Genomic DNA, 24,427 nt, shown 5'->3' on the forward strand with positions numbered 1-24,427 from the left:
CGAGACGGGAAGGACTCCTTCCTTTTGGTTATAATCTATGATGCTAAACTGTGTAATTACACCGGAACAATGTCCTCGTTTAAATCGCTGGCACCAGTACATGATTTATCCATGAATGCTTTTTGATGCAATTTTACTTCAGAATGCTCTTAATTTTTTAAACAAATTATATTTGAATCCTTCGTGTATAAATTTGCAGACCCTCTCTCAATGTTTTTTTAAAATATTTACTCTCAGGTTATTAGCCAGTAGATTCATTCTGTCATGATTACTCCAGAACTAACCGGAGGAATCACATTATGACCAAATATTATGATCGCAGTGGAATTGAAATCTCCAGCGCAAAAATCCGCTGTGTTGATTCTGTAAAAGGTACTGCGGAATATACTTTTCGTATTGTTTGCGATAAATGCAATGGGCGGGGAGAGCGTAAGCATTTTTATAGAAGTCGCTGTATGGCTTGTAAAGCCACGGGTTACAGCCTCGAAACGACCCGTACTGCTTACACGCTGAATGCGCTGTACCGCATTAATGCGCAAGCTGCCCGCAAAGTGTCAGCATCCCTGCAAGACGAGCGTTTAAGGACTGAAAGCGCCCACAGTTCTGCGTTCACAGCATGGTGCAGGTCTCATCAAAAAATGGTTGATGCAATCACCCAACAATCCAGTAGTAATAATTTTCTGGAAAGCCTTAAGTCTTCTTTAACCCACCAGCGTCAGTTAAGTGATAAGCAGCTGGCAGTTGCCGCCCGCATTTTAGGTATTCATTAATTCAAAGCCCTTTTAATTTAATTTTAAGGTCAATTATTACGGAGGAACTATGATCCATTCATTTAAAGACAGACGGCTTGAAAAGTTCTTCCGTAATGGAAAAACAACGGCAGGTATTCCTTCTGAAATTATTAACGCAATTCTGTGTCGACTTGAAACGCTGGATAATGTCCAGAGTGAGCGGGAGTTATTATCCAACAGCTTGCGTTATGAACGCTTAAGAATGACGTCAAACCGTTATTCCTCCATTCGAGTAAACTCTAAGTATCGATTATTCTTTGAATGGAATGATGGCGCACATAATGTTCATTTGTCTGCACATGACTATAAATCGCTCATCCATTAAGGTTAAAAATGAAGCTATTTTCAATTTCATCCCGGGATACAAGCATGGACGCGATGTTTTATATCCAGGCCAGTACTAAACAACAGGCAAGTTACATATTTAGTACCCTTTCCCCGAAGCCTACTGCGAACTGCCAGCTTACAGATTTGCAGAATGAGACGGTCGTCCCTTCCATAAGCCCTATTTCGCTTTCACTTAACCCCTGGTCGATCAATTCCCAGTCCCGAACCCGGGAACTGCGTATGGCCACGCATGGTCTTAACCTGATCTGTGCAGTCACGGATGAGCATACCCGTCAGATAGTTGACTTTTGCGATAACCTTGGACAGCAGCTTAAGGATCCGGACGACAAAAGCGCCTGGGTTAAGCTCATTAATTCTGAATGCGCTTTGCTTAATTCTCCGCGTCTCTATCCCGTTCTGCTTGAGCCGGATACACCGGCACAATTTGAAATCTTTGTGCCAGCTCCGGAAGATGGAGAACACGACACGGTCATAGCCAGCGTTGTTAAAGAATGTTTCGGAGATGAATGCCGGTACAGAGTAACGGACAAAGCTTTTGCAATGTCGGAAAAGCCAGTCATCAGGCTGGAAGCTCATTTCAATGACAAACGCGAAAAGGTTTTAGAACTGACCTTTTCCTGTTTCAATCTTTCACTCTCAGCGTCCGTGCATGAAAACCAGCTACGTCAGATTTTGTTACTTTGCGAAGACTTTGGCGTAAGGCTTCAGGGTAGAGCAGGGGCATCCTGCCACGTTAATATGCGCAGTGCTTACCGTCGTCTTGCTCATGTTGGCACCGGCTCTCGCCCAGGTGATGACAGTGATGTGCGGGTCTATACCTCGTTAAAAGAAGAAAAAGATGTTAAGAGGCTGCTTGATAAGTCAACCAGGGGAAGTGAGCTTGTACCGGCGAGGCACGGGCAGCAGTTTAACGGGGTCTTAGTGAATGCCACACCCGCATCGGCCACTACTGGTTTCATTTACCTTTCGCATGATTTTCCGGAAGGCCAGTTTATGATGACAGCCGAGGTGTTGCATGTTGGAATTACACCAGGCGGTATTTACTACATTGAAACACTGGACGGTTACCGGTTTATCGTGACAGCGTTTGAGAAGGGATTAATGAACGGTTTGAGGGAGTTTATAGCTGCAAATGAGGAATATTTTAAGTATTACCGCTGGTCTTAGTATCTGAGCTGAAACCGGTAGGCCAGGGAAGGCAACCGGGAAAATGCAATTTAACCTGATCCTATACCTACGACTATCTTTATCCACTTATAATAGCCTCACCAAATTATAATGCCCGATCACCGCATTTGCTTAAACCTCACATATTCTTCTTATGCTTCCCCTGATAATCTACGACCGAAAGACAAAGGAAAGTGAATACGAAATAAGATTTATGAGCACATAAAAGTTACTTTTCCTTGGTGGCACATCACAAACATTGTGGGTTTCATAATCCTTTTTGTTATTTAAAAAGGATGTGTTCAATTCTAATTAAAGGTGGTATTTTTTTTGAAAGTTTGCTGGGAGGTTATTAGCTGGGGGGATGGGTAACAGTATAATAAGTACAGATGAAAAGGAGGTTTTATGAAAGCGTTAGACGTGGTTTCAACTCAACTCAACTTTATTAATCTGTTGGATCAGGCAGGATATGCTCTTTCAGAAATTGTTGTAAAACGCTTCAGTGCTGCACCAGCCTTTAACGAAGGGCACTGGTTGTTCATTGCAGAGCAGGATAACCGCTACATTGAAGTGGTCTGTATTCTCTCTTTAGCTTCAGAAAGCGGAGAGCAGCATATTGATGTTTTTATTAATATGTTCGAAGACCCGATTGATGATGTTATTTCACGAAACATTGAAACCAAAACCTTTGCGACGCTTTATAAATACATTGAACGTATACCTTTTACTCCGGGTGTAAAGAAAGAATTCTTGAGCAGTATTGAGAACATCAATTTTAGTTAATCAAAAACCACAACTTTTTGCCACCAAGTTATTAGGTAATGCTATCAACCTGATATAATTACCTTAACATGAATATGAGCGGAGCCGGGTTATGTCTAATAATACTGAAGTCATTAGCTGTGATTTATTTTCAACTCTATCTTCACTTAATTTTAGCACCGAGGATATTACAGGTTTGACTCCGGCCAACTTTCGAAAGGGAGCTTTCTTACATGCAAAAATTTCTGCTAGCCAGGCCACGCGAGCGACTGATATTTCCATTCAATTACTCACGGATCGTGTTTCAGGTGAAATGAACTACGTAATAGTAATTGGCAGGCACGAAGGACTCCTGCAAAGCGAAGCAATTGACCCAAACGCTGATAAGCAATACCGGGAAAACCGTTATTCTCGCCATTTTATCTCAGTAACCGATGCCAATACCAAAGCCCTGAAAAAAACCTGCAAGGTAATGAAAACATATATCAAAGAGCAGGCATTTAAGCCTAACACCTGGGGGCACAGTTTCATTAAGGGTTGATTTATTCTTGCCCCGGTGAGCCGGGGCAACGCTAAATTAACCTCAAACTGTGCTGGAGGCACAAATGTCTGAAAAACACTTTATCGTTAAAATCCAGAACCGAAACGGCGACCATGAGAATAGCTATGTTCGGTTACTCGTCAGCGATTGTGAGAAAAATGCTTGCCAGACGGCACTCATTTCAGAGTGCCATGGCGAGCTTGAACAGCTGAGTTTTGAAGACGGTGGGGTTTACGACTACAACGGCGAAAATCACTACAGTGTCAGGAGCTGCGTGGAGGTTGCTCCAGAAGACGTTGCAACTTTGCAACGCTTCCTTTAACACCTGCGACATTTGATTAAATATCGGGCGTCCGCTACAGGATGCCCGTGATTTAAACGATTCCTCAAAGATCGCTGTCACTCCTGATAACTGTATTAAGAGCAGGTTTGTGATAGGTTCAGCGTAACAACATTACTGGAATTTTGGTTGCCTTGATGAAGAGCTGCTTTTCTGATTTACCCGTTAAAGACGGCACGTCCGGAACCTGGAAACTGGACACATTCGAAATTACCGCAGATAAGGCGATGAGCCTCGCCCTTCGTGCCGAGTATACAGGTAATACAGACGAGTTTATCCCGCCCGGTAGATATCGGCGTTTGTCCAACGGCTGGGATGTGGTGATGTCCAATACCCCGATGGAGATCAGAACCTGCCAGGATTTTTTAGAGCGAGCCACCGGGCGCGTGCTCATTAATGGTCTTGGTCTGGGGATGGTGCTTCACGCCATTCTTCAAAAAGAAGATGTAACCCATGTAACAGTAATTGAAAAAGAACAGGACGTTATTAACCTCGTTGCGGCCTCGTTTGCAAACGATCCTCGCGTTGAAATTATCCATGCTGATGCAATGATGTATTGCCCACCAGCAGGCGTCACGTACAACGCATGCTGGCACGACATATGGCCAGACTTCGCAACAGCTAACCTCTCACAGATGGATAAGCTGGAAATTAAGTACCGGGACATCTGTGAATGGCAGGGCTCGTGGGGCAGGGAGGAGTGTGAGCAAAAGCACATTGAGTTTCAAAATCTTGGGGCTGATTGAGTACAACTTTTGAAGGTGTCTCCGCTAAAGAAGACTGGGTCTCTTTGCGCATGCCCAGCTGTGCTGCATGACCTGACAAAGCCTATAAATAAACAGATCGGTTTGATTTAGTAATCCCCCTTCCAACCATCAGGCCGATATTTAAACTGCATCTCCATTAAGGATGGCTGATGAGCACGATTTCTACGGATTTAATTGCACGGATCTACGCAGCCTCCGAATTGCCGTTGAGCAACGACGAGCTTTATCGCGAAGTGCAGCGTGAAACTGGCATGTCGGATGCCGAATTGCACGAACTGAAAGAATTTGGGTCAGATAAAACCAGAACCAGCGGCGTCAAACACAAAGTACGCTGGTTTCAGCAGACTCTTCGGCAGGCCGGAGTCATCGAACGCGTTCCAGAAAAACGGGGCGTCTGGAGATACTCCTCTAAGACGAAAACAAACCTACACGAGTCATGGGAAAAGCTCTGTGTTGTCGGTTTCTCAACTTCTCTTGGGGCATCGGTTTTTGGAAACGCCTATGCCTTCTTCAGCAATATCACAGAGCAAATTCATCTTTGCCTGACCTCGCCGCCTTACCTCCTTCGAAATTCAAGAGACTACGGGCATGGCGGGGGGCGTGGCGAGCAGGTTTATATTGACTGGCTTCTGCGTATCCTCGAACCGATCGTGAAACAGCTTGTACCCGGCGCAAGTGTGGCATTGAATATCACTCAAGATAGCTTTAATAGGGGCAGGCCTTCACGTTCTCTGTATCTGGAGCGTCTGACACTGGCATTATGTGACAAGCTGGGGCTTGAGCTCATGGACAGGCTTCAGTGGGTGAATCGCAGTAAGCCCCCATCGCCAACGCACTGGGCATGTAAGCAACGAGTGCAGCTCTGCTCATCGTATGAGCCTGTGCTGTGGTTTACCAATGATGCGAGTAAGGTTCGTTCAAACAACTTACGTGTACTGCAACCGCATTCAGAGCAGCATCTTAAATTGCAGGCAGCAGGCGGTGAAAATCGCACGACCTTTTATGGTGATGGGGCGTACCAGCTTAAAAGCGGATCCTTTGGAAATAAAACAGAAGGAACGATCCCCAAAAATACTTTGTTTTACGGCAATAGCTGCGCTGATACGAGATTTTGCCATTCCATTGCCCGCGAGCTAGGTTTTCCGCTGCATGGTGCAACGTCTCCTACCAGGCTTGCAGCGTTTCTGATTGAGTTTTTGACAGAGCCGGGAGATCTTGTTGTAGATCCCTTCGCTGGCCTGCATAAAGTTCCCATCGCAGCCGAGCGACTTGGCAGACGTTGGCTGGCGACGGACAAAATCATGGAATGGCTGGCGATTTCCCGAAACCTTTTTACGGCCGCACCGGGATATAAGAGTAACCCCATGCTGGACGAGCTCGCCGAACTGTATCGGGCTTAATGCAAGTTAACGGTTTTGATAAAGTGGTTTGAAGCGACAAGCGGTTTATTCATTTTGCATTGTTTCTACCATAAAATGACAATATTAACGGCTTAGCATACGCCGCAGAGATAATTAGGGTGCCATTCATTTCCGGTTGTCTGTATTAACGAGTGTATTCAATATTCACTTGTTTCTCCGATATAGACCCAACAAAAAAAACTGATGGTTGTGATACAGAACTTGTTGAATTAACATCCGGTACATTAACTATATTGGTAATTTAGACGGTTTCTAAATTAAAGGTGGACAGATATGAAGTCAGATACAGAAATGGTTTCTCCTATCGAGTTGCACATTGGCGATCATGTCCAGCGGCATGGTGCTTTATTTGAGGTTATGCATATTGTTGAATCCGAATGCGATATTCCCGGCGGCATCCGGGTAGCAGCATGCATTTCACGGGTTATCGGTGACGTTACGGGCAATATTCCTCGTGGTTGGCTGGAAACACCGAAGCGTATGGCTGAGCGAGGAGTTAAGTGGGCGACGAGTCTGCCTGAGGGGCTTTACTTTAACATCCAGGGGAACGCACATGCGAAAGTAAGCCGGGTTATTCGTAATGTGACTAATTGAAACTTTTTTCTGAATTGCGGTGTAAAAGTTACTTTTCACCGCATCGTTTTCCCTAACTACTAAATCAGAGCTTCTCTGAAATAAGCGGATTTAACCGCTAGCGATTTATTCAGGCCATTTTATTCTAATCATTATCCTACACTTCAAAAATATTCATTATTTTTTCTTCTGACCTATTAGCCAGAATTCTCGATTCGGTATCATTTACTTACGGTAAATCTTTTGAAAACGAGGTAAATGGCATGCATTCTCAGGATCCTATCACGAAATTAACCCAGACGTTGCAACGCGACGATGGTTCTCAGGTTCGTATTGTAGCGCAGCGGGGATATGGAAGTGGGCTTACAGCCTCGCTTGATGTGTACGTTCTCCGTCGTGATTCCTCTGAAAGCAACTGGTCACTGTGCGGAAAAGATCCTCACCCAGAGTGGAGAAAGATGTCAGTAGATGAGTATCAGAAATTTGGACGCTCTGAAATGCTGCGTTATGCCACACCAGGTGAAATTCTCAGGGTGGCATCCGCTATTGGCCAGCCAATGAGCTTCCTCGATGGCAACCCTGCGTTTTAGCCCGAACCCTGGCGACGCCTTTTAAACCGGCGTCATTCTTTTTACGAGCAACAGACGGAGAAAAAATGAATCTGAACGAACGAAGCACGAGCGCAGCAACGCCAGATTTGAGCCGACTTTATCTCATTTCCGGGCGCATTATGTTTGATGATGATGATCAGGCCTACCTGGTCGAAGCCGACTCCCCTGGTGATGCAGAGGAGGCTTTCCGGCATCATATTGCTGACAGTGCCGACGACTTAGAAAAGGTGATTATAGTTTCCTCTACAAGTTTCGCTTCAGCTCACAGCAGTCGCGTAATTTGTCGGCCTGCCGTGAAGTAATTTCAACTTCCAATGATATTTCCCTCTTTATAAAAGCCGCCGTCTGGCGGTTTTTATTTGCAAAAATGAATATTAATCCTGAATGATATTAATTTAAGATGAGGTAGTGTTCATATTCTTCTTCTTAATATTTTTTCTAAAAAAACGCCTTCAGGTTATTAGTTGGTATTAGTGTATTTGTTATGATCTTCTCATCAAATACATTAATTAAATAATCAAGGAGTCAACTGTGGCAGATAATTATACTCAGGCGTCGTTTATTATTCCCTGCACTCAGGAGCAGGCAAAAATGGCACAAGAAGCAATCACATTCGTTACCGAAGCAGAAATTGCAGAAGGTGAGCGTTTGCTTGATAAGCCACTGACAGATTGTTCTCTGACTGAGAAGCTGATCCTCAGTATTATCGAGAACCACCCTGAGTATGACCCTTCTGAGCCGAGCTTTGGGCAACCATCCTGCCCAGACTGCAATTATGAACTGTTGTTCGCAACAGAAGTTACCAGCAGTGGGCTGGCAGTTTTTCATGGAGAGACCATTGATCTTGACCATGCAATTTGCCTCACAACTGCCGTGCTGTCGGTATTCGACCTCTCGGAAATGGTAACAATTACTGCTGCATTTACATGCAGTAAAAGCCGGACAGATGAATTTGGGGGTATGACTATTCTGGTCACAAAGGATACCCACTATTACCAGGATGGCTGTCAGTTTTCTCGTCTCATGAATGAGGCTCACAAAGCCGGTATCCAGTATGCTCTGTGTAAAGTGACGCATTACCACGGTGAGAGCAGCTATGTGGCAAGCTATGTCCTGAGCTGCGACGTAGCGGATTCAGCCCAGGAGGTCGTTAACAAACGACTGAAGGCATGTGCCGGAAAAGAGCCAGAAGACGGAATCTATATTCTGTGTGAAGAAGACAACACTAGTCTTTCGGTCGAACTCGTTACAGAACTGTCTCCGCTCGATTACGACAAGCTGAGCAAGCTTCTCCCTTCCCTTGACACCCTTTGCGGCGCTTAAGCCTGCCAATTACCGTAGCCACCGGTTTCCCCGGTGGCCTGGAGCCTGCCATGACCAATAAATTCATAGTTTCTACCGTTGATTGTATCAATGAATTTGCAAGTGACGTTCCGCAGAGTGTTTCCTTACGGATAGATACAATGCTTGAACAGCGTATCCGCAAATTGGCGGCATACGTGAAAGAAAACGATCTTCATTTAACTGAGTTTTACTTCTATGACGCTAACTGGTCATTTTGTGGTGAAGATGAAATTCAAGAAATAAAAGACATGGATGAATATAAGCATAGCGACAGCATAAAGCAGGAAGCGATGCTGCGGGAAGTAATGCCATCAGCACGTACGGAATGCCCGGTTATTAGGGTGATGAAAGATTCATTTCAGCTTTCAGCTCTACCACGCCATTGTGGTGATGACATGACTCTTAACACTCCTTTTATTCCGCTGTCTGAGTTGAAAACAAATAATACGGCATTTATTACGCCGCCAACCTATAACTAATAGCTGTGCCGGGTGATTAAATTACAATGGATTATTTTTATATATATTGACATTAAATCCGCGTGATTTTGATTTAATATAATTTCGCTAAATGGTTGCGCTGTAGTTATTTTAAAGTTCTAATAATATCAGTGATGCAGCATATACCGTGGTTCAGGAAAATATATGTTTATTGAAAAAAGCGACTCATTCCTTGAATTATCCTCAGAAGTTATTTTTCCTGAGGCGGCTAATGCTGCCATTTTGAAACATGATAAATGGGCGGATGTTTGGGAGACCCTGACAACCGATGCCGATCTGAACTATACCGATGAAAAGGAGACTGTGAGTCTTTCTTCTCTGGTCATGTCAGCCACATCTGCTATTTATCAGGCTATTACGGACGGCTGGACAATGTGCGTGGGATACAGTGGCGGCAAAGACTCCCATTCTCTTCTGCACCTGTTTCTGATGGCATTGATCAGGGCAGTACGTAACGGCACAAATATCAGCGAACATCATTTCATTCAGATGTCCGATACGCTGATCGAAAACCCTGAGATGCACTATCAGGCTTCACAGGTTCTCAACCAGCTCAGAATGTTCATTGCTGAACACCAGCTACCGGTCACAGTCCTTGTCGCCCGACCGTCTCTTACGCAGAGCTGGGTCGGCCGCATTCTGACTGGGCGCGGACTTCCGACCTGGACTAATTCTTCTACCCGACAGTGCTCAACCGACTACAAAATCGCGCCCCTGCGCCAGGCCAAAGCTCGTTACCTGAAAAACGCCCCGGCATCCGTTCGAAGCAGGGTATGCCTGATGCTGGGCTCCAGGGATGATGAAAGTGCCCGAAGGGCCGGAAATATCCTCAAAATGGGAGGGCAGGCGAGGAAAGTAACCCTGACTGAGCACGGTGGTGAACTCTATCCGGTAAAGGAGTGGCGCACTCAGGACATCTGGTCTTTTCTGATGGCCTGTGGTTCCGAATCACGCTTCCCTTTACCAAGCTTTATGCCGGATAACTTCAGCCTGGCAACGCTTTATAAAGACGCCACCGGGGAGTGTATCTGGTCGCCGGAGAAACCCACTCGAACATCAGCTTGTGGGGCTCGATATGGGTGCTCGCTTTGCACAGCAGTAGGGGTTGACCATTCAATGGAAACGCTCCTTCGAACTGACCCGGAGAAATACGGTTATCAGGCTGGCCTGAGTCGTCTTCAGCGATTTCTTTCTAAGATCCAGTACGACTGGAGCCTGCGGGATTATATCGGTCGTAAAGTGTTCGAAGGCGGATATGTGCGTCTTCAACCCAATATCTTTTCTTCGTCCCTGACTGAACGTCTTTTTCATGCCTGTTGCAGCCTTGATTATGTTGAAGCAAGACGTGCGGCAGAGCATCGCAGAAAGCTACTTTCCGGCGAGGTTGACGATACGGCTTATAACCGTCGTATGGCTGAGCCACAATTTCGGCTTGTACAGGAAGCAAACGTGATCCACGTTGATTTCCTCTGGTCGTTGCACTGTTTCAACCCTCGCCCGTTTCGGGCAATTGAGATCTATCGCAGGGTCTGGGAAGAGGCCGATCTGGACCTTCTTGAGGATGAGCCTGACATGCAGCCTGTGCCCCGTACACCAATGCCAGCTCCACTCTGGATGAAACTGCCCGGAGGCCGGTTCGGTACAGCTTATGATGGACTGACTGATACGTTGCCGCTGATGACCTATTTTGACGGGCAGGCTGACCCCAGGGCTTCACGTAGCCTAAAGACCGGAGAGAGCAGTTCTGTCGTCGTGGCATTCGAGGAAGAGGATGAGCTGACTGTTGAAGAAGATACGGCGTCCTGGATTATCTGGCATGAATACGACGGGTTACGCCAGCGCATCGCTGACGGTGAGTTTACTCCAACGACTGCTGCTCAGTATCTTCTTCGTTATGGCGCGGTCCGAATTTCAAAAGGCAAGGGCGCTGTCTATCATCGTCTCGCACAACGGGGACAAACCTTTTCCCGCCTGGGGATAGGCGACAGAGTGTCGCTTCCAGAGCTGGTTGCCAGTCGGCGTTTTAAAATACTCAGTGATTCTGCATACCGTCAGGTTGTAGCCCGGAAATTGCGTGGACAGATAAAAAAGTTCAGATTCTGGGCATGCGTAGCTGCCTGTGTTCAGTTGCACGTACACAACAAGACGGCACTCGGAGAAAGAATTTTAACGTTACTCGAAGGTGAGAGGGAACAGCAACAAGGTGCGATCCAGGCGAAGCTGAAGGCGGGAATGATGGATGCAGTTCTAACTCTGTGTAACCAGCGACTCCGGGTGAAAGAAAATACTAACCAGCCAGAGGAGTTCCGCTATTACCGTGCCGTAAGAGCTCGTTTCATGCGCCATTTATCTGAATGCCTTAAGCCAGAAAATGGCGGCGTTATCCGTGACGTTATCTGGGAACTGAGGGTGCTGAGCAGTGCTCACGGTACGACCAAAACAGGTTTTTACTATGTCGATAGCAATCGCCCGACAGCGAAAGGACTGTTAAACCGCCTTCTGATGAGGATGGTCAAGCAGGTCGTATAAGCGTCTGAAACGCGAAACACACGAAAATGGAGGGGTTATACAAAAAAAACTTAGCTTTGATCGTGATGTAATGTGGACATCATGTCCAAGCGTTGCTGCATCCAGAAAAGTAACTTTAATCCTGTTGATACAGCCCTTGCATTACCTGTTTACGCATAGCGTGGAAACGTTCTAATTAAACCAGACGAATATAAATTTAAATTAATTCACTCACCCCCGGAATCGGGGAACTAAACAAAAGGATCATCAATGCAAAATCAAAATACACCCGCTCAGGAAAAACACACCGTATACCTTTTTAATGCCGAACATGCTGACAAGACAGCCGCCAAGCAAGCCGGGAAACTCTTCACGCTGGACATTGAACACCCAATGACCCTCAACGATCTCTCGCTGCTGTGTGAGTCGGTCGCGGACGCTGTGGGAGCACCTGGCGGAATTAAATATGAAATCACAACAGAGCCTAATGGGGTTCAGGAGGAATACTGAATCAGTGTGGTGTGAGTCCATTTTAATTTGACGTTTCATGAGTTCTATCGAGAGGCTGAAGTATGACTTTGAAAATGGAAAGTTCCCGGACTTCCAAGCCTGAGGGGCCATTTGTATTAATCACTTTTGAGGGGGACGAATTTCTTTTTGATGACAGACATAATGTCGTCAAGATAAATGGCAGGCCTAAAAAAATGGATGTAAAGCGAAATTATTTTGAGTCCGATCTGGGAGAAGGGAAAGCGAAATACTGGACTTTAAATATCGAAGAGGCTCATCGGTTCAATTCGATTGATGAAGCGACAGAACAACTTTGTAAACTGAGTCGCCCTCATCTGATCAAAATTCGCAAAGTTGAGGGGGTATCTGAATGACCAAAGAGATGTTTTTACGCATTTTAAATGAGGCACAGGCTCGTGTGGATAACGATTCGCTTCCGCTTGATGTTCGTATCCGGTCACGCACCACGGTAAATGATTGCGTCATCCGGGCAGATAAAGAGGGGTGGCCTATTGAGTATAAACAGAAGGTCTGGGTAGATGCAGTCAGTGGCTGTTATCTTTAGCGGTTACTTAAGCCAGTTCCTGTGCCCGTGAGCTTAGTAAAGGCGGAAAATGATATGGTCAAGGTGATAAATATCAACGGGAATTTAGTTGAATTACCTGAGCCCTCAGCAAAGTTATCCAAAGCTGAATCACCTGATGGTAGGTTCTCAAAACCTAAAAATAAGATCTCTAAAATACAGCGAGCTGAGCTGCGAATGAAATTTGGGGGGCGTTGTGCCTATTGTGGTTGCAAGCTTCCTGAAAAAGGGTGGCATGCCGATCATGTTGAGCCTGTTCGACGCGACTTTGAACTGGTGAGAGCCCCTGTCGGCAGCGGCGTAACTCATGTTGCCCGAAGTACGGGTAAGGTTATGCACCCTGAACTGCATGCTATAGAAAACTTATTTCCATCATGCGCCCCCTGCAACCTTTTTAAAGGAGCTTTTAGTGTTGAAGGAATGAGAAAAGAAATTACCAAACAGGTTGAACGGGCTCGCGCATATAGCGTGAATTTCCGTACCGCAGAACGTTTTGGGTTGCTTCATATTGTAGAAAAACCGGTCGTCTTCTGGTTTGAGCAGTATAACGAACAGAAACAAAACGAATAATTTCTGTGAAACATAAAAGAAGTTAATCAGCAGTGGTTTACTAATTAAAGAGTGATTTAAATATTTTGATGCTGCTGAGGAGCTGCCTGGTATATCCTTCAAAGGAGAAAATGATGTATCTGCATCTTGTGCCCCGTATTCTTCACCATATGAAAAACAAGTGTACTCTCGTGTCAGTTTCTGTACCTGAATTGTCACTTGAGCTTAAAGCTGATTCGCTGGTGGCAATGAAACCTTATCCCAACAAGTCCTACCACGTTGTCATGTTGAAGGGGCGACGTGCATTAAATGGCTTTCTGGTAAAAAGCCCACGGACTTTAACTGAGTTCACAATGATAACAATCTGGGAAATTGAAGGCTTTGGAAAAATTAGTCATACCGTAAAAACGCTCGTTCAGGACAAAGACTATGACTTGGTCTCCCATGATGTCCTTTTGGCACATGCATACCATCAGAGGGAGGAAGAATTGGGGTACCGTGTACATCCATCCTATGACAGTCTAGCTCCCGTCGATTTTGAACCAACAATGCAGTCAAGGTACATAAAGGAATCCGATCTTTCCCACGACGTATGGGAAACCTATTCATGGGGGGAATTGCTGCGTTCGCGTGAAGAGACATTTCTGGCGATGACCATGTCATCTGCTCGTTTAAGCCATCCAGCATTCATCAGAGGAAACCGACTTCCTCAAACTGACCAGGCCATCATTATCAGTTCGTAACGACCTTTTATTCTTTTTGATGCCAGGCGAGTCTCCTTTTGCCTGGCCACTTTGATTTATTGCCTGGGAGTAACCTATGGATGAGCAAGATATTCTCCGCGTTATAAACGGCCGTGAGATTGATGCTTCTGACCTCCTGGAAGAAGCTATGCCGAACGCAGCCCGACGCTTTTATCGTTTAACTAACAGCATGAACAAATTGCTTTAGGAGGTCAGGGAGCACTTTCCTGACGCGATGTATTACTCTGCCAGCGGAACGGTAAGCCTGCTGTTGGGGAGCAGCCACGACAACAATGACCATCCGGTTAGAGAAATGGTCGCTGTAAGGTCACCAGATCTAAACATTGAAGGCGGTGATTGGTAGGTCAAGCAGGGGATCTATGTGCACTTCATGTCCTAACTTCATCCAGTGCTGAATTCAGTGCACAGACAGTAGGGGACTTCTCCTTTAATCAGAATGGCAAAGGGTTACGTGAGGATCAGATTCTATTTTTTTGCCTCGAAAACGGATAAACCCAGGTTTTGGCGCTTTAACCGAAAAATCAGCAGAACGGTAAATGATAGGCTGTCATGGATAACCATTTTGAGGCAAAAATGAACGTTTCAACTGACAGCAGCAACATATCGATAGCAGAACTCAAAGAAGAATTTATACCCGGTCTTCTGCTTAATGCTGGGGCAATAAGCCATTACGGCGACTCGGCTTTATCTTCGAAGGCTATGGATAAGTATTCAAATCTTCTGGAGAAAGACGCAGTTACCGCTTTATCAGGAGCCTTGAACCGTATCGTAAGTGCCTTAGCGGAGGCAGATCCACGTTCTATCAGTAGCAATCCATCCTGGTTTTCCCGCTTTACGGGCAAACACCTTGAAAAGCGCGTTCGTTACCAACACGCACGTGAGAAGGTGGAAAATCTTATTAATGAGGGGAACGGATATCTGACACATGTGAATGAGACGCTACTGGCTTTAGAAGAGCTGCTTGAAACATATGTGTCAGAAATCAAACGCCTTAAAATTTTTATCCAGGCAGGCCATGAGTTCCTTAGGGATTCTACCGAAGAAAAAAATAGTGACGATCTAAGCCTTGTCTTCGATAAACCGAGGGAAAGATTTGCCAGACGTTTAGCTAACCTGGCAACACTGCTTGCGTCTCATGAAATGGCCGCCATGCAGATGGAAATCACTCGCGGGACTTGTATAGATATTGCTGACCGCTTTAACGAAACTATAAAAGTCCTGGTTCCAGTATGGCGGCAACACACACTTTCGCTGTTATCAGTAAATAACACTGACCCTACGATTGTTAGAAAAGCTAATCAGGCCCACGAGGCTCTTCTAAAAAGCCTGCGACAAAATTTAGAGGGATTCCAAAAATGATTAATAATTTGACCACCAAAACTGAGGTTGTTGCTTTTACTTTGACTTCCGCTGAACTGGAAAAGTTCGGGCTGAATGAGCAAGATGAACAAGAGATTAAAGCCGTCGCGGAATGCATTAATGCCGATGATCCAGGAACAGTTTATCGTTTTGGCCGGGCAATGGGGGAAAACACTGCTAATTATGCGGATAGCCTGCTTGAGCAAATTCGCAATAAAGATTTAGACGAAGCCGGGAGCAAATTAACTGAAATTATCAACCTTGCAAGAAATGTAAACATCTCGAACTTAACTGAAAGTCGTTCAAATCTGCCAGTTATTGGCCCTTTGTTGGATAAAATCCGCACCCGTGGGAAGAATTTCGCCGCACAGTTTGAATCAACTCGTGAACAAATCGATGCTCTGGTTTCAGAGGTTTCAGTTACACAGAATAGCCTCGGTTCTAATAATATTTCGCTCCAGCAAATGTTTGATGAAGTCGTTAAAGAACACCACTTAACAGGTGTACATATTGCTGCCGGTAAATTAAGGCTGGGAGAATTACAATTAAAAGCAGAAAATCTCAGAGCTAATGTTGGTAACAATCCTGCTAAGTTCCAGGAAGTATCTGATCTGGATACGCTAATTGCTAATTTAGAAAAACGTATTGGCGATTTAGGGAAGGTGCGAACAAGTCCCTGATATGAGATCATGTTTGTCATCTGGAGCCATGGAACAGGGTTCATCATGAGTCATCAACTCACCTTCGCCGACAGTGAATTCAGCAGTAAGCGCCGTCAGACCAGAAAAGAGATTTTCTTGTCCCGCATGGAGCAGATTCTGCCATGGCAAAACATGGTGGAAGTCATCGAGCCGTTTTACCCCAAGGCTGGTAATGGCCGGCGACCTTATCCGCTGGAAACCATGCTACGCATTCACTGCATGCAGCATTGGTACAACCTGAGCGATGGCGCGATGGAAGATGCTCTGTACGAAATCGCCTCCATGCGTCTGTTTGCCCGGTTATCCCTGGATAGCGCCTTGCCTGACCGCACCACCATCATGAATTTCCGCCACCTGCTGGAGCAGCATCAACTGGCCCGCCAATTGTTCAAGACCATCAATCGCTGGCTGGCCGAAGCAGGCGTCATGATGACTCAAGGCACCTTGGTCGATGCCACCATCATTGAGGCACCCAGCTCGACCAAGAACAAAGAGCAGCAACGCGATCCGGAGATGCATCAGACCAAGAAAGGCAATCAGTGGCACTTTGGCATGAAGGCCCACATTGGTGTCGATGCCAAGAGTGGCCTGACCCACAGCCTGGTCACCACCGCGGCCAACGAGCATGACCTCAATCAGCTGGGTAATCTGCTTCATGGAGAGGAGCAATTTGTCTCAGCCGATGCCGGCTACCAAGGGGCGCCACAGCGCGAGGAGCTGGCCGAGGTGGATGTGGACTGGCTGATCGCCGAGCGCCCCGGCAAGGTAAGAACCTTGAAACAGCATCCACGCAAGAACAAAACGGCCATCAACATCGAATACATGAAAGCCAGCATCCGGGCCAAGGTGGAGCACCCATTTCGCATCATCAAGCGACAGTTCGGCTTCGTGAAAGCCAGATACAAGGGGTTGCTGAAAAACGATAACCAACTGGCGATGTTATTCACGCTGGCCAACCTGTTTCGGGCGGACCAAATGATACGTCAGTGGGAGAGATCTCACTAAAAACTGGGAATAACGCCTTAAATGGCGAAGAAACGGTCTAAATAGGCTGATTCAAGGCATTTACGGGAGAAAAAATCGGCTCAAACATGAAGAAATGAAATGGCTGAGTCAGCCGAGAAGAATTTCCCCGCTTATTCGCACCTTCCTTAGTTGTTTCTCAGCAGTCTGCTATGCAAGTATTGCCAATGGTACGGATTATACAGGCAAATAACCAAAGTCTTATCGACAAGTTTCATAGCGTCAAAGAGGTTACTGTCCCTAATTTCAAGCGTCAGTTTCTGTTAGCCATTTCTCTAAATGGACAGCGTAACGCTGTAAATCTTGCCAATGATATCGATAATGCCAACAATGAGTTACTCCGTAGTAATGCAAAATTACTGCATCGCAATGCAGTAGAAACTATGAAAGCAAACCAACGGCTGGTTATTGATATAAGCACCCTTAAAGAGGTGCAGGATACGCTTATCCAGACGGTTGGCGATGTTGTTAAAATCCAGAGAGAAGGGGCTATTAAGCTCAGGGAAACAGAAAAACAGGTTCTTGCCATGCGTGAGAATTTGCGCACCCGACTGACACAAAAAGGGGTAGATCATGGTGCGTAACCTTAAGAGTAGTGACGATTTTTCCCGTGAACTGTCATTTCTTTTTCACCGGTCTATAAAGATTAGAAATTCAGGTTTCGCGATATTTGGTGCGGGCCTGCTGATAATGATTTTTGGTCTTTGCTTGTGGTTGCTGTCATTACACCTCTCACCTTCAGTTCTGGACTTTGATATTGATGTGCCCTTGTCATTCTTCAATTCATCTGAAGGTGAAGATAAGTTAGTGGTTTCGGATTTTGGCGATGCATTTGGAGGCTTCCTAACTACATATTCTAAGTTGCTATTAGGGATTATGGGGCTATTAGTAGTTTCTTCAACTGCCTTTAAAATTTTAAAGGGGGAGGAAATAGGTGAGATATTCCCGATGCTTCTAATTGCTGGCGCTTTTCTTATCGGCTTGTCAGTTTTTACATCTGCTTTAGGTTCGGAAGAGACTGATGCCACTTCAGCTTCGACTGTAAAGGTTATCAAGAAATATGTAAAACATGAAAAATACGATAAACTTGTCGCATATTTAAATGATAGTAATTGGCCCTCAGGCGAAGAGGTATCTGTAAACTATTTAAAGGCGCAACTACATATAAAACTCGGCAAGCCAGATGTGAAGTTAACACAGAATGTTGTTAGGGCGTATATGTCTGGTGTATTACAGTCAAATATTCCCGTGAAAGTTCGTTATGCATTGGAAAAGACAGCTTTAGATAAATCCGTCTCACCACTTGCGATTCGTTATGAGCAAAAACGTATGTCTAAATCACATACCTTTTCAAAAGCGTCGGTTAATTGTCTTAAAGTAGGTAGTCCCGTCGCATTCGTTGGCGTTTTGTTCGCTCTTCTTGGTATAAAAATCAGGCGGCGAGTCAGATTCTTAGAATCAAATTGAATGAAAGCCCGGTACGCTGGGCTTTTTTATTCAGTAACTTTTATCAAATATGTAGTAATTTACCGGAATCTGCTTCTCCAGCTTGTTAGCTGAAAAGCTTACTCAAGTATAATAATCTACTTCTGATTATGTTTTTTATGGTTTTATTTTTACACAACTTATTAAGGATACATGATGTGTAACTTTACTCCTGTTCAAATTATTGCTGATTATATACTGAGGTTTCTTAAAAATAATACTGATGCCAAGCTTTATGAGGCAATGCAGCGTCTTGAAAAGAAAATTGGTCAGTTTGTCGCTGATGGGGTTGATGAACATCAATTACGCTCTTCATTAAGCAAAGTCTGTCGATCTCGTTCCAGGGCGGCTCTTAAAGAGGAGTGTGAACAACTCATTCCATAAAAAGAACATCATACGGGAAAGTTACTTTAACGGTGAATGGCTCGCTTCTGGCGGTTTAAGTTGACGGCCATTCCTACCATAGCCATCATAAAGTATGATTAGCATTCGAGTGTGGCACTACTAATTTTAATGGGCTACGCATTCAGTCTCCACCTCTCTAACTATAAAGGTTCTTTTCATGTCCAATAGCTTCGATAAGCCGCAAACGCTCCCGGTACATAATTCTGATGCCGAACCCTTTTTTCCGAAAAACCTTGGTCCATTTATCGAGCAGGTATCCGGAAGGGATCTGGCAATGCTCACAGAATCAGAGAAGGAAAAACTTGCGCACCTGATCAGAACTGGGCGTAAATATGGAGTTTCTGTCGCTATCGTTCCTGATACAGATTCTGCTGAGCTTCATGAATTACTGTCTAATGCCGATTCCATTGAAAGGCAGTTTTCCATCTATGAACGCATCCAGACGAAGATTGCGTTCACGCGGTGTCAGGAAGCATAAACAAAGTGAGAAATACAACTACGTGGTATGACGTAGAACATATTGAAATCACCACAGGCGAGCGAGGCGGCAGGATATGGGTGCTGAAGCTCTCCTGTGGCCATACAGTATTTCGCCGAATACCTCCTATACGTCTTCATAACCTCACAGCTTTTTCTCTGCGGGAGCCCCCAGAAAAATGTCGGTGCTCTCTTTGCAATTCAAGTCCATAATAAAGCCTTTTTAAAGGCCACAAACTGCATATCACTGGATAAATCATCCTCTACAGCGTTCATTCTTAAACGCAAAATTTATATTTCATTCATTCTATTTTAAAAGCGTTATAAAAGACGGAATCCTATTTAGTCTGTTTGATGCTTAAATCATCTTCAGTGCCTTTTATCTTTTACCCAGCGACTTTAACATTAACCTGAGCAGAAAACTTGTTTTCAAACTAAGTTCGAAAACTTTCTGCTCAGGTTATTAGCCGGGTAAGCCACTTTGTTATATTTGTTTCATGTTAACAGAGGAGGCGATATGCAAATTGAAAAGGTGATGTCATTACTTGAAGTGCTTTCAAGCTGGCTTGAAGATAACATCAATATGGATTCTGAAATTATCTTTGATAATGACGAAGATAATACCAACTCAGAAATTCTGTATCCTGCTGTAGAAAAGGCTAATGCCGTTTTGCGCAAAATGGCATCTTTATCTTCAGATTCTGTTCATGCAATTCGACAGCGCTTGCAGCTTGCCGTAGAAGGCAAAGCTGAATTGTCCCTCAAGGATGTGGGAGAGCTTCTGCTGGCAACAAAGTATCTGATGTTGTCCACTGAAGAGGGAGAGTAAGCCTGTGACCACTCTCGTATTTGAAATGGCAGATATCAATAAACTGATCGAAGAAATTCGCACCGCAAAAACGTTTTCGGTCACCCCAGATCAGATCTATGACCCGGCATGCTATCCGGGGGGAGCCCTCCTTAACGCTGAGGGACAGACTGAAGAAGAGGCGCGTAAAGCTGGTAGGGTTTTCTTTCCCTCATCCTCAAAAATTGCCAGCACACATCTGGTGCCAAAAGTGCTTCTCGCGCACAGTCATGGTGTATACCTGATCACTAATGCTGAGCTTGAGGGCTCTCCCGCATCCCGCGATACTGTGGCTTACGCCCAGGGGATGAATCCAAAACTGGATGAGGACTGGGATTACGCTTGTGATGCCGCTTTGGGTGGGTCTGATTGTAGCTATACCATTCCCGTTGAGTGGCTGGAGTTAGCGGTAGAGCAGGGTTTTCAGGAGTTTCGACTTCGAATGAGTGAAACCAATATCAAACTTGTCAGCAAATAGTATGTCCTTGCTGTATCCAGTCAAACATTGTCCGCCAGTCGAGCTGCTGGCGGATTGTTTTATATAAGGCCGGGAAGGTATGTCAGGTTTAAGCAGTTCCGCCCAGAAGCTTACAAGGGCGCAGATTTACGTGTTAAGACGGATGGCATCCGGCACGATCTATGATATCTCTGGCAATTTCAGACGGGCCAGAGAACGGCGTACGTTTATGGGGAATCCTGATGATGTGACGTGCAGGAGCTCTCCGGTCCTGTTCCGGCTGGGCCTCGTGGAGTTATGCCAGCCAGTAAGGCATCTGGAGCCAGGTTTATACTATCGGCTCAAGTTGAGCTCCTCAGGGCATGAAGCTCTTAAGGCGAACGCACACCTCTAACATTTGAGATAGTTCGTTCGCAGCCAGGAAAGTAACTTTCATCTCAAGTGTGACCCTTACTACCTCATTTATGAGTAAAACCCCCCTCTGATATGTCGAAAATGCTCATTTATACGAAAATAGTTTCTCTTCAGGTGTGATGTAATTACTGAGAATTCTCCCTGAATGGAAGGCAACCGATGAAAATGTTTTTTACCCCTTATGTTCGTATCGTTTTCTATTTTTGCGCATTGATTTTTATTGTTTACAGTTTCAGTGATTTTTTCCAGGGCGTCCCTGACAGCACCTTCTTCAGTGCGGTCATCACGCTACTTGTTATCGGAACCATTGTTGCCCGGCATCTGGATCGCAAAAAATCTCTCAAATATACTTCACAGATTTAAGTTTCCACTCAGGCCACTCTCGGGTGGCTTTTATAATTTAATAAGGACCGGTTCATGCATAACCACGAAATTCAGACCATTGCTATATTTAGTGCCCAGTATAAAAACATCGAAGATGCTGAAAATGCAGGTGCTTTATATTCAGTAGATATTGAATATCCGATGACACTAAATGATTTATCGCGGCTTTGCGACTCTATTGCCGAAGCAGTAGGTGTGCCTGGCGGCGTCAAATACCAGTTCGTGTCCCAGCCGGAAGCGCATGAAACCAGCTTCTGATAACCAGTAACCAAACTGCCTAAAAGCAGGTGCAAAGCCATGAAACAAACAAAGTCTTCTATGTCACGTATTGTGCAGCTGTACGACGGGAGCCGATACGGAAACTGCGAGCAGGCTGATAACGAAGGAGAGCTTTTTACGGTGGTGTTGAATAAGCCTTCGCAGATCGATGACATCCGTAAAATCGTAGACACAACCGCCGAAGTACTTGGCAAAGCTTTGCCAGTACTCCTCTTTTAAAGCTTACATCCGTGAAGGATAATTACGGTCTTACTACTTTCAGTTTTTCATTCCAGTGCCGTCCATTTTAATTTATCGATTTTAAGCGGTCGGCGCTATTTCATTGTTTCTTTTCCGACTGTAATTCCTTATATATAGGAATATTTCAAAGAATTTATCTCAGGTTATTTGTGGCGTGGTGCCAGTTGTTATAATGATTCCACATAATCTGGAGAGTCAATCATGATCACATCTCTAATGAATTTCCGCGATTTAACCGGAGAGGCAGTCATCCAGGCGCGGCAATGCGTTATTAATGCTGAGATCGAAGCGGCCCGGGAAAAGGTAATTCATGCTCGTTCGTTATTCAAAGCGGGTATACATAATGTTGTAAACGGTAGTTCTGGCATTAAGGCTGCGGCAGCACATTTTCTGGTGATAAAACGTTTACAGACTGACACTCGGTATCTGGACGCGGTTATCACTGATAACCTTTGCATGTTTTCTCCTGAGGGTTATCTGTATCTGTTTATGCAACAACGTTATTTCCTATAAAACAATGGGTTAGGTAAGTATCTTTCCATTAAAAACATTAAAAAGGTGACTTGATGAAACCATTTGGACTTGCCGGAAAACCCCGGCCCGAACCTTGCGGCTGCTGCTGGTATACCCGTGAGGACTGCCCTTACGTCAGCGCAAAACAGATCTATCGCCGCAGGCAGCGCAAGGCAGAACGCCAGCGTCAGCGCAGCACCATTGTGATGGCCGTTTCTGAATTTCGCTGACCTCTTCTGGAAATATCATTTTTTCTCCAGAAGAATTTTAAAATAAAGGGAAATCTTTTCACGGGTATCTGATGTTTATTGTTTATGGTAAATTGCGCCACATTAATTGTTTGTGGCGCAGTTCGTGATGGCTTAAGGATATAATATGAAAATCAGCCAGCTGGAATCCGGGATGCAGGTTTGGTCTGTAACCCGTACCAAAATGGGAAATACCACCATTTCAACGGTCATTGTCCACCCCGTTGTCATTATTGAAATTCATGATAACCATGTGATTGCTCGCTGGAACGGCAATGCACCACGTCGGTTTGGAGAAACGGCTATCAGGGGCTGGAAGAAGGAGAAGCCACTGCTTGTCCGTGAGCCTTTCGGAAATGTTCGTCTGGCCACCCGGGCTGAAAAAACCGCTATGCAGGAAAAAGAGTAATACCCCCTTTTAGCACCCACAATTTCACCGTCCATCTGCCTTTAACCTTGCCTGTTATTAACGGAATCCTTTCTGACTGGGCGGATCCCACGCATAACCTGAACTGTTGGCTAACCGTCTTACAGCCAAATTCCCTCCTTTATCTGGCAGGAGTGCGTCCGTGAGCTCTGTATGATCTACGTGTTTGTTAAGTAGAGCACATAACAGGAGTGGGGTATGACTGAATTAAATAAAAGCCCGTCCGGTTTTTCCGGAGCTGATGTCAGTAAAGAACAGGCTGCCATAAGGGCACTTGTAGAAAGAGTAGTGACCAACTATCGCAGCCGGACAGCACCTGATCGGGTTCAAAAGGCTTCGGTAGCGTTTAATGGGGGATTAATCCTGACCCTGATGCTGGCCTTGACGCTATTGGGCTACCTTGTGGCGGAATTGCTCAGGGGGTATGTTGCGGATAGTTCACCCTATGTGCCCGGTCTAAGTTATTCGCAATTTTCGATGCTTATGGTCGTTGAGCTGTGTCTATGCTTTCTTGCATGGTTTTTGGTTGTCACAGGGGACTATCCCCGGCCGTGGATATTTCAGGTAGTCCCGATGGAGCAGTACTGGTTCTTTGACGAAGTGGATGACGACGATCTTGCCCGGCTTTCCTGTAACCCTTACATCAAGCGCTGGCTACTTGATGAAATGTCCGGTATTCATCGACTGACCTACACGAGGCTGCATGATCGACTGGAGCGCATCTGTAATATTGCATCCCATCTCGAATACAGCCGTATTCAGGCACATAAGATTTCCCTAATCAACGGAAGCAGTGCCTCCTGATCCTACCATTGCATCCGGAAATTAAACGGGCAGGAACTGCACTGTATGTTCCGACCCAGCAGCTGCCCGTTACCCTTTTCTTTAGTATAAAATGACTTTCGCCGACAACCGGAAGTGAATCATGTCAAATAAATGAAAAATCAGTAATTTATGTAGGCGGGGTGTTTGGCTGATCAGGGCAGGGTGGTATAATAACGCTGGTGCTGGAGGCTTTTGCCCCAGCCAGCGGTAACACTGTTTGACTGTGGTAAAAGCAGAAAGCCCCGAGTAATTTTTCAATTAACC

At 45.2% G+C, this 24,427-nt stretch carries 34 protein-coding genes and 1 pseudogene; all 35 read left to right on the top strand.

Annotated elements, in window-relative coordinates:
• The first annotated feature begins 299 nt into the window (after nt 1–299).
• The 35 genes and pseudogenes from ACVCAM_RS22090 to ACVCAM_RS22260 all read left to right on the top strand — a co-directional run bounded on the left by ACVCAM_RS22090 (nt 300) and on the right by ACVCAM_RS22260 (nt 24,142).
• Entirely contained in the window at nt 300–770 is a 471-nt protein-coding gene (locus ACVCAM_RS22090; RefSeq protein WP_000170639.1) for a hypothetical protein, read from the top strand.
• Nucleotides 771–819: 49 nt separating this feature from the next.
• Nucleotides 820–1,116 carry a type II toxin-antitoxin system RelE/ParE family toxin gene (locus ACVCAM_RS22095; protein WP_000581857.1) on the top strand — a complete coding sequence of 99 codons (297 nt, stop codon included), beginning with the start codon at nt 820–822 and terminating at the stop codon, nt 1,114–1,116.
• A gap of 44 nt (nt 1,117–1,160) precedes the next feature.
• Complete coding sequence (locus ACVCAM_RS22100) at nt 1,161–2,306, top strand: hypothetical protein (RefSeq protein ID WP_000339750.1); 1,146 nt, start codon at nt 1,161–1,163, stop codon at nt 2,304–2,306.
• Nucleotides 2,307–2,711: 405 nt separating this feature from the next.
• Nucleotides 2,712–3,089, top strand: coding sequence for a hypothetical protein (locus ACVCAM_RS22105; RefSeq protein WP_000645320.1), 378 nt, complete (start codon nt 2,712–2,714; stop codon nt 3,087–3,089).
• A gap of 91 nt (nt 3,090–3,180) precedes the next feature.
• On the top strand, nt 3,181–3,609 hold the full coding sequence (locus ACVCAM_RS22110; RefSeq protein WP_000069824.1) for a hypothetical protein: 429 nt from the start codon (nt 3,181–3,183) through the stop codon (nt 3,607–3,609).
• A 64-nt stretch (nt 3,610–3,673) separates the two neighbouring features.
• The gene (locus ACVCAM_RS22115) at nt 3,674–3,931 is read left to right on the top strand and encodes a hypothetical protein (RefSeq protein WP_001290639.1); all 258 of its coding nucleotides are present in this window, start codon (nt 3,674–3,676) and stop codon (nt 3,929–3,931) included.
• A 155-nt stretch (nt 3,932–4,086) separates the two neighbouring features.
• Nucleotides 4,087–4,695, top strand: coding sequence for a hypothetical protein (locus ACVCAM_RS22120; RefSeq protein ID WP_000833775.1), 609 nt, complete (start codon nt 4,087–4,089; stop codon nt 4,693–4,695).
• Nucleotides 4,696–4,865: 170 nt separating this feature from the next.
• Nucleotides 4,866–6,116, top strand: coding sequence for a site-specific DNA-methyltransferase (locus ACVCAM_RS22125; RefSeq protein ID WP_000104393.1), 1,251 nt, complete (start codon nt 4,866–4,868; stop codon nt 6,114–6,116).
• Between the two features lie 294 nt (nt 6,117–6,410).
• Nucleotides 6,411–6,731: a hypothetical protein gene (locus tag ACVCAM_RS22130; protein WP_000834113.1), complete on the top strand. Its 321-nt coding sequence runs from the start codon at nt 6,411–6,413 to the stop codon at nt 6,729–6,731.
• 242 nt (nt 6,732–6,973) lie between these two features.
• Complete coding sequence (locus ACVCAM_RS22135; protein ID WP_000556022.1) at nt 6,974–7,300, top strand: hypothetical protein; 327 nt, start codon at nt 6,974–6,976, stop codon at nt 7,298–7,300.
• A 65-nt stretch (nt 7,301–7,365) separates the two neighbouring features.
• Complete coding sequence (locus ACVCAM_RS22140; RefSeq protein ID WP_001052325.1) at nt 7,366–7,623, top strand: hypothetical protein; 258 nt, start codon at nt 7,366–7,368, stop codon at nt 7,621–7,623.
• A gap of 229 nt (nt 7,624–7,852) precedes the next feature.
• Nucleotides 7,853–8,644: a hypothetical protein gene (locus tag ACVCAM_RS22145; protein ID WP_000774871.1), complete on the top strand. Its 792-nt coding sequence runs from the start codon at nt 7,853–7,855 to the stop codon at nt 8,642–8,644.
• Nucleotides 8,645–8,694: 50 nt separating this feature from the next.
• Complete coding sequence (locus ACVCAM_RS22150; RefSeq protein WP_000182312.1) at nt 8,695–9,144, top strand: hypothetical protein; 450 nt, start codon at nt 8,695–8,697, stop codon at nt 9,142–9,144.
• 165 nt (nt 9,145–9,309) lie between these two features.
• Nucleotides 9,310–11,694: a phosphoadenosine phosphosulfate reductase domain-containing protein gene (locus ACVCAM_RS22155; protein WP_000469469.1), complete on the top strand. Its 2,385-nt coding sequence runs from the start codon at nt 9,310–9,312 to the stop codon at nt 11,692–11,694.
• 249 nt (nt 11,695–11,943) lie between these two features.
• Entirely contained in the window at nt 11,944–12,183 is a 240-nt protein-coding gene (locus ACVCAM_RS22160; protein ID WP_001180999.1) for a hypothetical protein, read from the top strand.
• A gap of 62 nt (nt 12,184–12,245) precedes the next feature.
• Nucleotides 12,246–12,557 carry a hypothetical protein gene (locus tag ACVCAM_RS22165; protein ID WP_000172888.1) on the top strand — a complete coding sequence of 104 codons (312 nt, stop codon included), beginning with the start codon at nt 12,246–12,248 and terminating at the stop codon, nt 12,555–12,557.
• A complete protein-coding gene (locus ACVCAM_RS22170; protein ID WP_000159617.1) occupies nt 12,554–12,748 on the top strand; it encodes a hypothetical protein in 195 nt (64 codons plus the stop codon). Before ACVCAM_RS22165 ends, ACVCAM_RS22170 begins: the two co-directional genes overlap by 4 nt.
• Before the next feature lie 54 nt (nt 12,749–12,802).
• Nucleotides 12,803–13,336, top strand: coding sequence for an HNH endonuclease (locus tag ACVCAM_RS22175; RefSeq protein ID WP_000241452.1), 534 nt, complete (start codon nt 12,803–12,805; stop codon nt 13,334–13,336).
• 110 nt (nt 13,337–13,446) lie between these two features.
• Nucleotides 13,447–14,058, top strand: coding sequence for a DUF6012 family protein (locus tag ACVCAM_RS22180; RefSeq protein ID WP_001371923.1), 612 nt, complete (start codon nt 13,447–13,449; stop codon nt 14,056–14,058).
• Between the two features lie 570 nt (nt 14,059–14,628).
• Nucleotides 14,629–15,438, top strand: a complete 810-nt coding sequence (locus ACVCAM_RS22185; RefSeq protein ID WP_000368643.1) for a toxic anion resistance protein — start codon at nt 14,629–14,631, stop codon at nt 15,436–15,438.
• Nucleotides 15,435–16,118 (top strand): toxic anion resistance protein, encoded by a 684-nt coding sequence (locus ACVCAM_RS22190; RefSeq protein ID WP_447093670.1) that lies wholly within the window; start codon nt 15,435–15,437, stop codon nt 16,116–16,118. Before ACVCAM_RS22185 ends, ACVCAM_RS22190 begins: the two co-directional genes overlap by 4 nt.
• Before the next feature lie 45 nt (nt 16,119–16,163).
• On the top strand, nt 16,164–17,144 hold the full coding sequence (locus tag ACVCAM_RS22195; RefSeq protein WP_000019402.1) for an IS5-like element IS5 family transposase: 981 nt from the start codon (nt 16,164–16,166) through the stop codon (nt 17,142–17,144).
• A gap of 158 nt (nt 17,145–17,302) precedes the next feature.
• Nucleotides 17,303–17,746: pseudogene (locus ACVCAM_RS22200) on the top strand (toxic anion resistance protein); the annotation flags it as partial.
• Entirely contained in the window at nt 17,736–18,629 is an 894-nt protein-coding gene (locus ACVCAM_RS22205; protein WP_000252081.1) for a hypothetical protein, read from the top strand. The pseudogene ACVCAM_RS22200 and the gene ACVCAM_RS22205, both read left to right, overlap by 11 nt.
• A gap of 174 nt (nt 18,630–18,803) precedes the next feature.
• Nucleotides 18,804–19,031 (top strand): hypothetical protein, encoded by a 228-nt coding sequence (locus ACVCAM_RS22210; protein WP_000336109.1) that lies wholly within the window; start codon nt 18,804–18,806, stop codon nt 19,029–19,031.
• Between the two features lie 178 nt (nt 19,032–19,209).
• Entirely contained in the window at nt 19,210–19,530 is a 321-nt protein-coding gene (locus ACVCAM_RS22215) for a hypothetical protein (RefSeq protein ID WP_000071366.1), read from the top strand.
• 516 nt (nt 19,531–20,046) lie between these two features.
• Entirely contained in the window at nt 20,047–20,358 is a 312-nt protein-coding gene (locus tag ACVCAM_RS22220; protein WP_001165367.1) for a DUF957 domain-containing protein, read from the top strand.
• A gap of 4 nt (nt 20,359–20,362) precedes the next feature.
• A complete protein-coding gene (locus ACVCAM_RS22225) occupies nt 20,363–20,854 on the top strand; it encodes a DUF3085 domain-containing protein (RefSeq protein WP_001371932.1) in 492 nt (163 codons plus the stop codon).
• A gap of 552 nt (nt 20,855–21,406) precedes the next feature.
• Nucleotides 21,407–21,610, top strand: a complete 204-nt coding sequence (locus ACVCAM_RS22230; RefSeq protein WP_000781547.1) for a hypothetical protein — start codon at nt 21,407–21,409, stop codon at nt 21,608–21,610.
• A gap of 54 nt (nt 21,611–21,664) precedes the next feature.
• On the top strand, nt 21,665–21,889 hold the full coding sequence (locus tag ACVCAM_RS22235) for a hypothetical protein (protein ID WP_000551490.1): 225 nt from the start codon (nt 21,665–21,667) through the stop codon (nt 21,887–21,889).
• Between the two features lie 39 nt (nt 21,890–21,928).
• The gene (locus tag ACVCAM_RS22240) at nt 21,929–22,129 is read left to right on the top strand and encodes a hypothetical protein (protein WP_000814953.1); all 201 of its coding nucleotides are present in this window, start codon (nt 21,929–21,931) and stop codon (nt 22,127–22,129) included.
• 222 nt (nt 22,130–22,351) lie between these two features.
• Entirely contained in the window at nt 22,352–22,663 is a 312-nt protein-coding gene (locus ACVCAM_RS22245; RefSeq protein ID WP_000633161.1) for a hypothetical protein, read from the top strand.
• 53 nt (nt 22,664–22,716) lie between these two features.
• Entirely contained in the window at nt 22,717–22,893 is a 177-nt protein-coding gene (locus ACVCAM_RS22250) for a hypothetical protein (RefSeq protein WP_000802040.1), read from the top strand.
• Nucleotides 22,894–23,038: 145 nt separating this feature from the next.
• A complete protein-coding gene (locus ACVCAM_RS22255; protein ID WP_000703842.1) occupies nt 23,039–23,320 on the top strand; it encodes a hypothetical protein in 282 nt (93 codons plus the stop codon).
• 216 nt (nt 23,321–23,536) lie between these two features.
• Nucleotides 23,537–24,142 (top strand): hypothetical protein, encoded by a 606-nt coding sequence (locus tag ACVCAM_RS22260; protein WP_000137794.1) that lies wholly within the window; start codon nt 23,537–23,539, stop codon nt 24,140–24,142.
• Nucleotides 24,143–24,427 lie beyond the last annotated feature (285 nt).

The sequence above is a fragment of the Enterobacter sp. CFEC122 genome (genome assembly GCF_052983755.1).

Bases quoted from the DNA above. Each gene is read 5' to 3' on its own strand.
- ACVCAM_RS22090 (WP_000170639.1), top strand. From the start codon at position 300: ATGACCAAATATTATGATCGCAGTGGAATTGAAATCTCCAGCGCAAAA.
- ACVCAM_RS22095 (WP_000581857.1), top strand. From the start codon at position 820: ATGATCCATTCATTTAAAGACAGACGGCTTGAAAAGTTCTTCCGTAAT.
- ACVCAM_RS22100 (WP_000339750.1), top strand. From the start codon at position 1,161: ATGGACGCGATGTTTTATATCCAGGCCAGTACTAAACAACAGGCAAGT.
- ACVCAM_RS22105 (WP_000645320.1), top strand. From the start codon at position 2,712: ATGAAAGCGTTAGACGTGGTTTCAACTCAACTCAACTTTATTAATCTG.
- ACVCAM_RS22110 (WP_000069824.1), top strand. From the start codon at position 3,181: ATGTCTAATAATACTGAAGTCATTAGCTGTGATTTATTTTCAACTCTA.
- ACVCAM_RS22115 (WP_001290639.1), top strand. From the start codon at position 3,674: ATGTCTGAAAAACACTTTATCGTTAAAATCCAGAACCGAAACGGCGAC.
- ACVCAM_RS22120 (WP_000833775.1), top strand. From the start codon at position 4,087: ATGAAGAGCTGCTTTTCTGATTTACCCGTTAAAGACGGCACGTCCGGA.
- ACVCAM_RS22125 (WP_000104393.1), top strand. From the start codon at position 4,866: ATGAGCACGATTTCTACGGATTTAATTGCACGGATCTACGCAGCCTCC.
- ACVCAM_RS22130 (WP_000834113.1), top strand. From the start codon at position 6,411: ATGAAGTCAGATACAGAAATGGTTTCTCCTATCGAGTTGCACATTGGC.
- ACVCAM_RS22135 (WP_000556022.1), top strand. From the start codon at position 6,974: ATGCATTCTCAGGATCCTATCACGAAATTAACCCAGACGTTGCAACGC.
- ACVCAM_RS22140 (WP_001052325.1), top strand. From the start codon at position 7,366: ATGAATCTGAACGAACGAAGCACGAGCGCAGCAACGCCAGATTTGAGC.
- ACVCAM_RS22150 (WP_000182312.1), top strand. From the start codon at position 8,695: ATGACCAATAAATTCATAGTTTCTACCGTTGATTGTATCAATGAATTT.
- ACVCAM_RS22155 (WP_000469469.1), top strand. From the start codon at position 9,310: ATGTTTATTGAAAAAAGCGACTCATTCCTTGAATTATCCTCAGAAGTT.
- ACVCAM_RS22160 (WP_001180999.1), top strand. From the start codon at position 11,944: ATGCAAAATCAAAATACACCCGCTCAGGAAAAACACACCGTATACCTT.
- ACVCAM_RS22165 (WP_000172888.1), top strand. From the start codon at position 12,246: ATGACTTTGAAAATGGAAAGTTCCCGGACTTCCAAGCCTGAGGGGCCA.
- ACVCAM_RS22170 (WP_000159617.1), top strand. From the start codon at position 12,554: ATGACCAAAGAGATGTTTTTACGCATTTTAAATGAGGCACAGGCTCGT.
- ACVCAM_RS22175 (WP_000241452.1), top strand. From the start codon at position 12,803: ATGGTCAAGGTGATAAATATCAACGGGAATTTAGTTGAATTACCTGAG.
- ACVCAM_RS22180 (WP_001371923.1), top strand. From the start codon at position 13,447: ATGATGTATCTGCATCTTGTGCCCCGTATTCTTCACCATATGAAAAAC.
- ACVCAM_RS22185 (WP_000368643.1), top strand. From the start codon at position 14,629: ATGGATAACCATTTTGAGGCAAAAATGAACGTTTCAACTGACAGCAGC.
- ACVCAM_RS22190 (WP_447093670.1), top strand. From the start codon at position 15,435: ATGATTAATAATTTGACCACCAAAACTGAGGTTGTTGCTTTTACTTTG.
- ACVCAM_RS22195 (WP_000019402.1), top strand. From the start codon at position 16,164: ATGAGTCATCAACTCACCTTCGCCGACAGTGAATTCAGCAGTAAGCGC.
- ACVCAM_RS22205 (WP_000252081.1), top strand. From the start codon at position 17,736: ATGGTGCGTAACCTTAAGAGTAGTGACGATTTTTCCCGTGAACTGTCA.
- ACVCAM_RS22210 (WP_000336109.1), top strand. From the start codon at position 18,804: ATGTGTAACTTTACTCCTGTTCAAATTATTGCTGATTATATACTGAGG.
- ACVCAM_RS22215 (WP_000071366.1), top strand. From the start codon at position 19,210: ATGTCCAATAGCTTCGATAAGCCGCAAACGCTCCCGGTACATAATTCT.
- ACVCAM_RS22220 (WP_001165367.1), top strand. From the start codon at position 20,047: ATGCAAATTGAAAAGGTGATGTCATTACTTGAAGTGCTTTCAAGCTGG.
- ACVCAM_RS22230 (WP_000781547.1), top strand. From the start codon at position 21,407: ATGAAAATGTTTTTTACCCCTTATGTTCGTATCGTTTTCTATTTTTGC.
- ACVCAM_RS22235 (WP_000551490.1), top strand. From the start codon at position 21,665: ATGCATAACCACGAAATTCAGACCATTGCTATATTTAGTGCCCAGTAT.
- ACVCAM_RS22240 (WP_000814953.1), top strand. From the start codon at position 21,929: ATGAAACAAACAAAGTCTTCTATGTCACGTATTGTGCAGCTGTACGAC.
- ACVCAM_RS22245 (WP_000633161.1), top strand. From the start codon at position 22,352: ATGATCACATCTCTAATGAATTTCCGCGATTTAACCGGAGAGGCAGTC.
- ACVCAM_RS22250 (WP_000802040.1), top strand. From the start codon at position 22,717: ATGAAACCATTTGGACTTGCCGGAAAACCCCGGCCCGAACCTTGCGGC.
- ACVCAM_RS22255 (WP_000703842.1), top strand. From the start codon at position 23,039: ATGAAAATCAGCCAGCTGGAATCCGGGATGCAGGTTTGGTCTGTAACC.
- ACVCAM_RS22260 (WP_000137794.1), top strand. From the start codon at position 23,537: ATGACTGAATTAAATAAAAGCCCGTCCGGTTTTTCCGGAGCTGATGTC.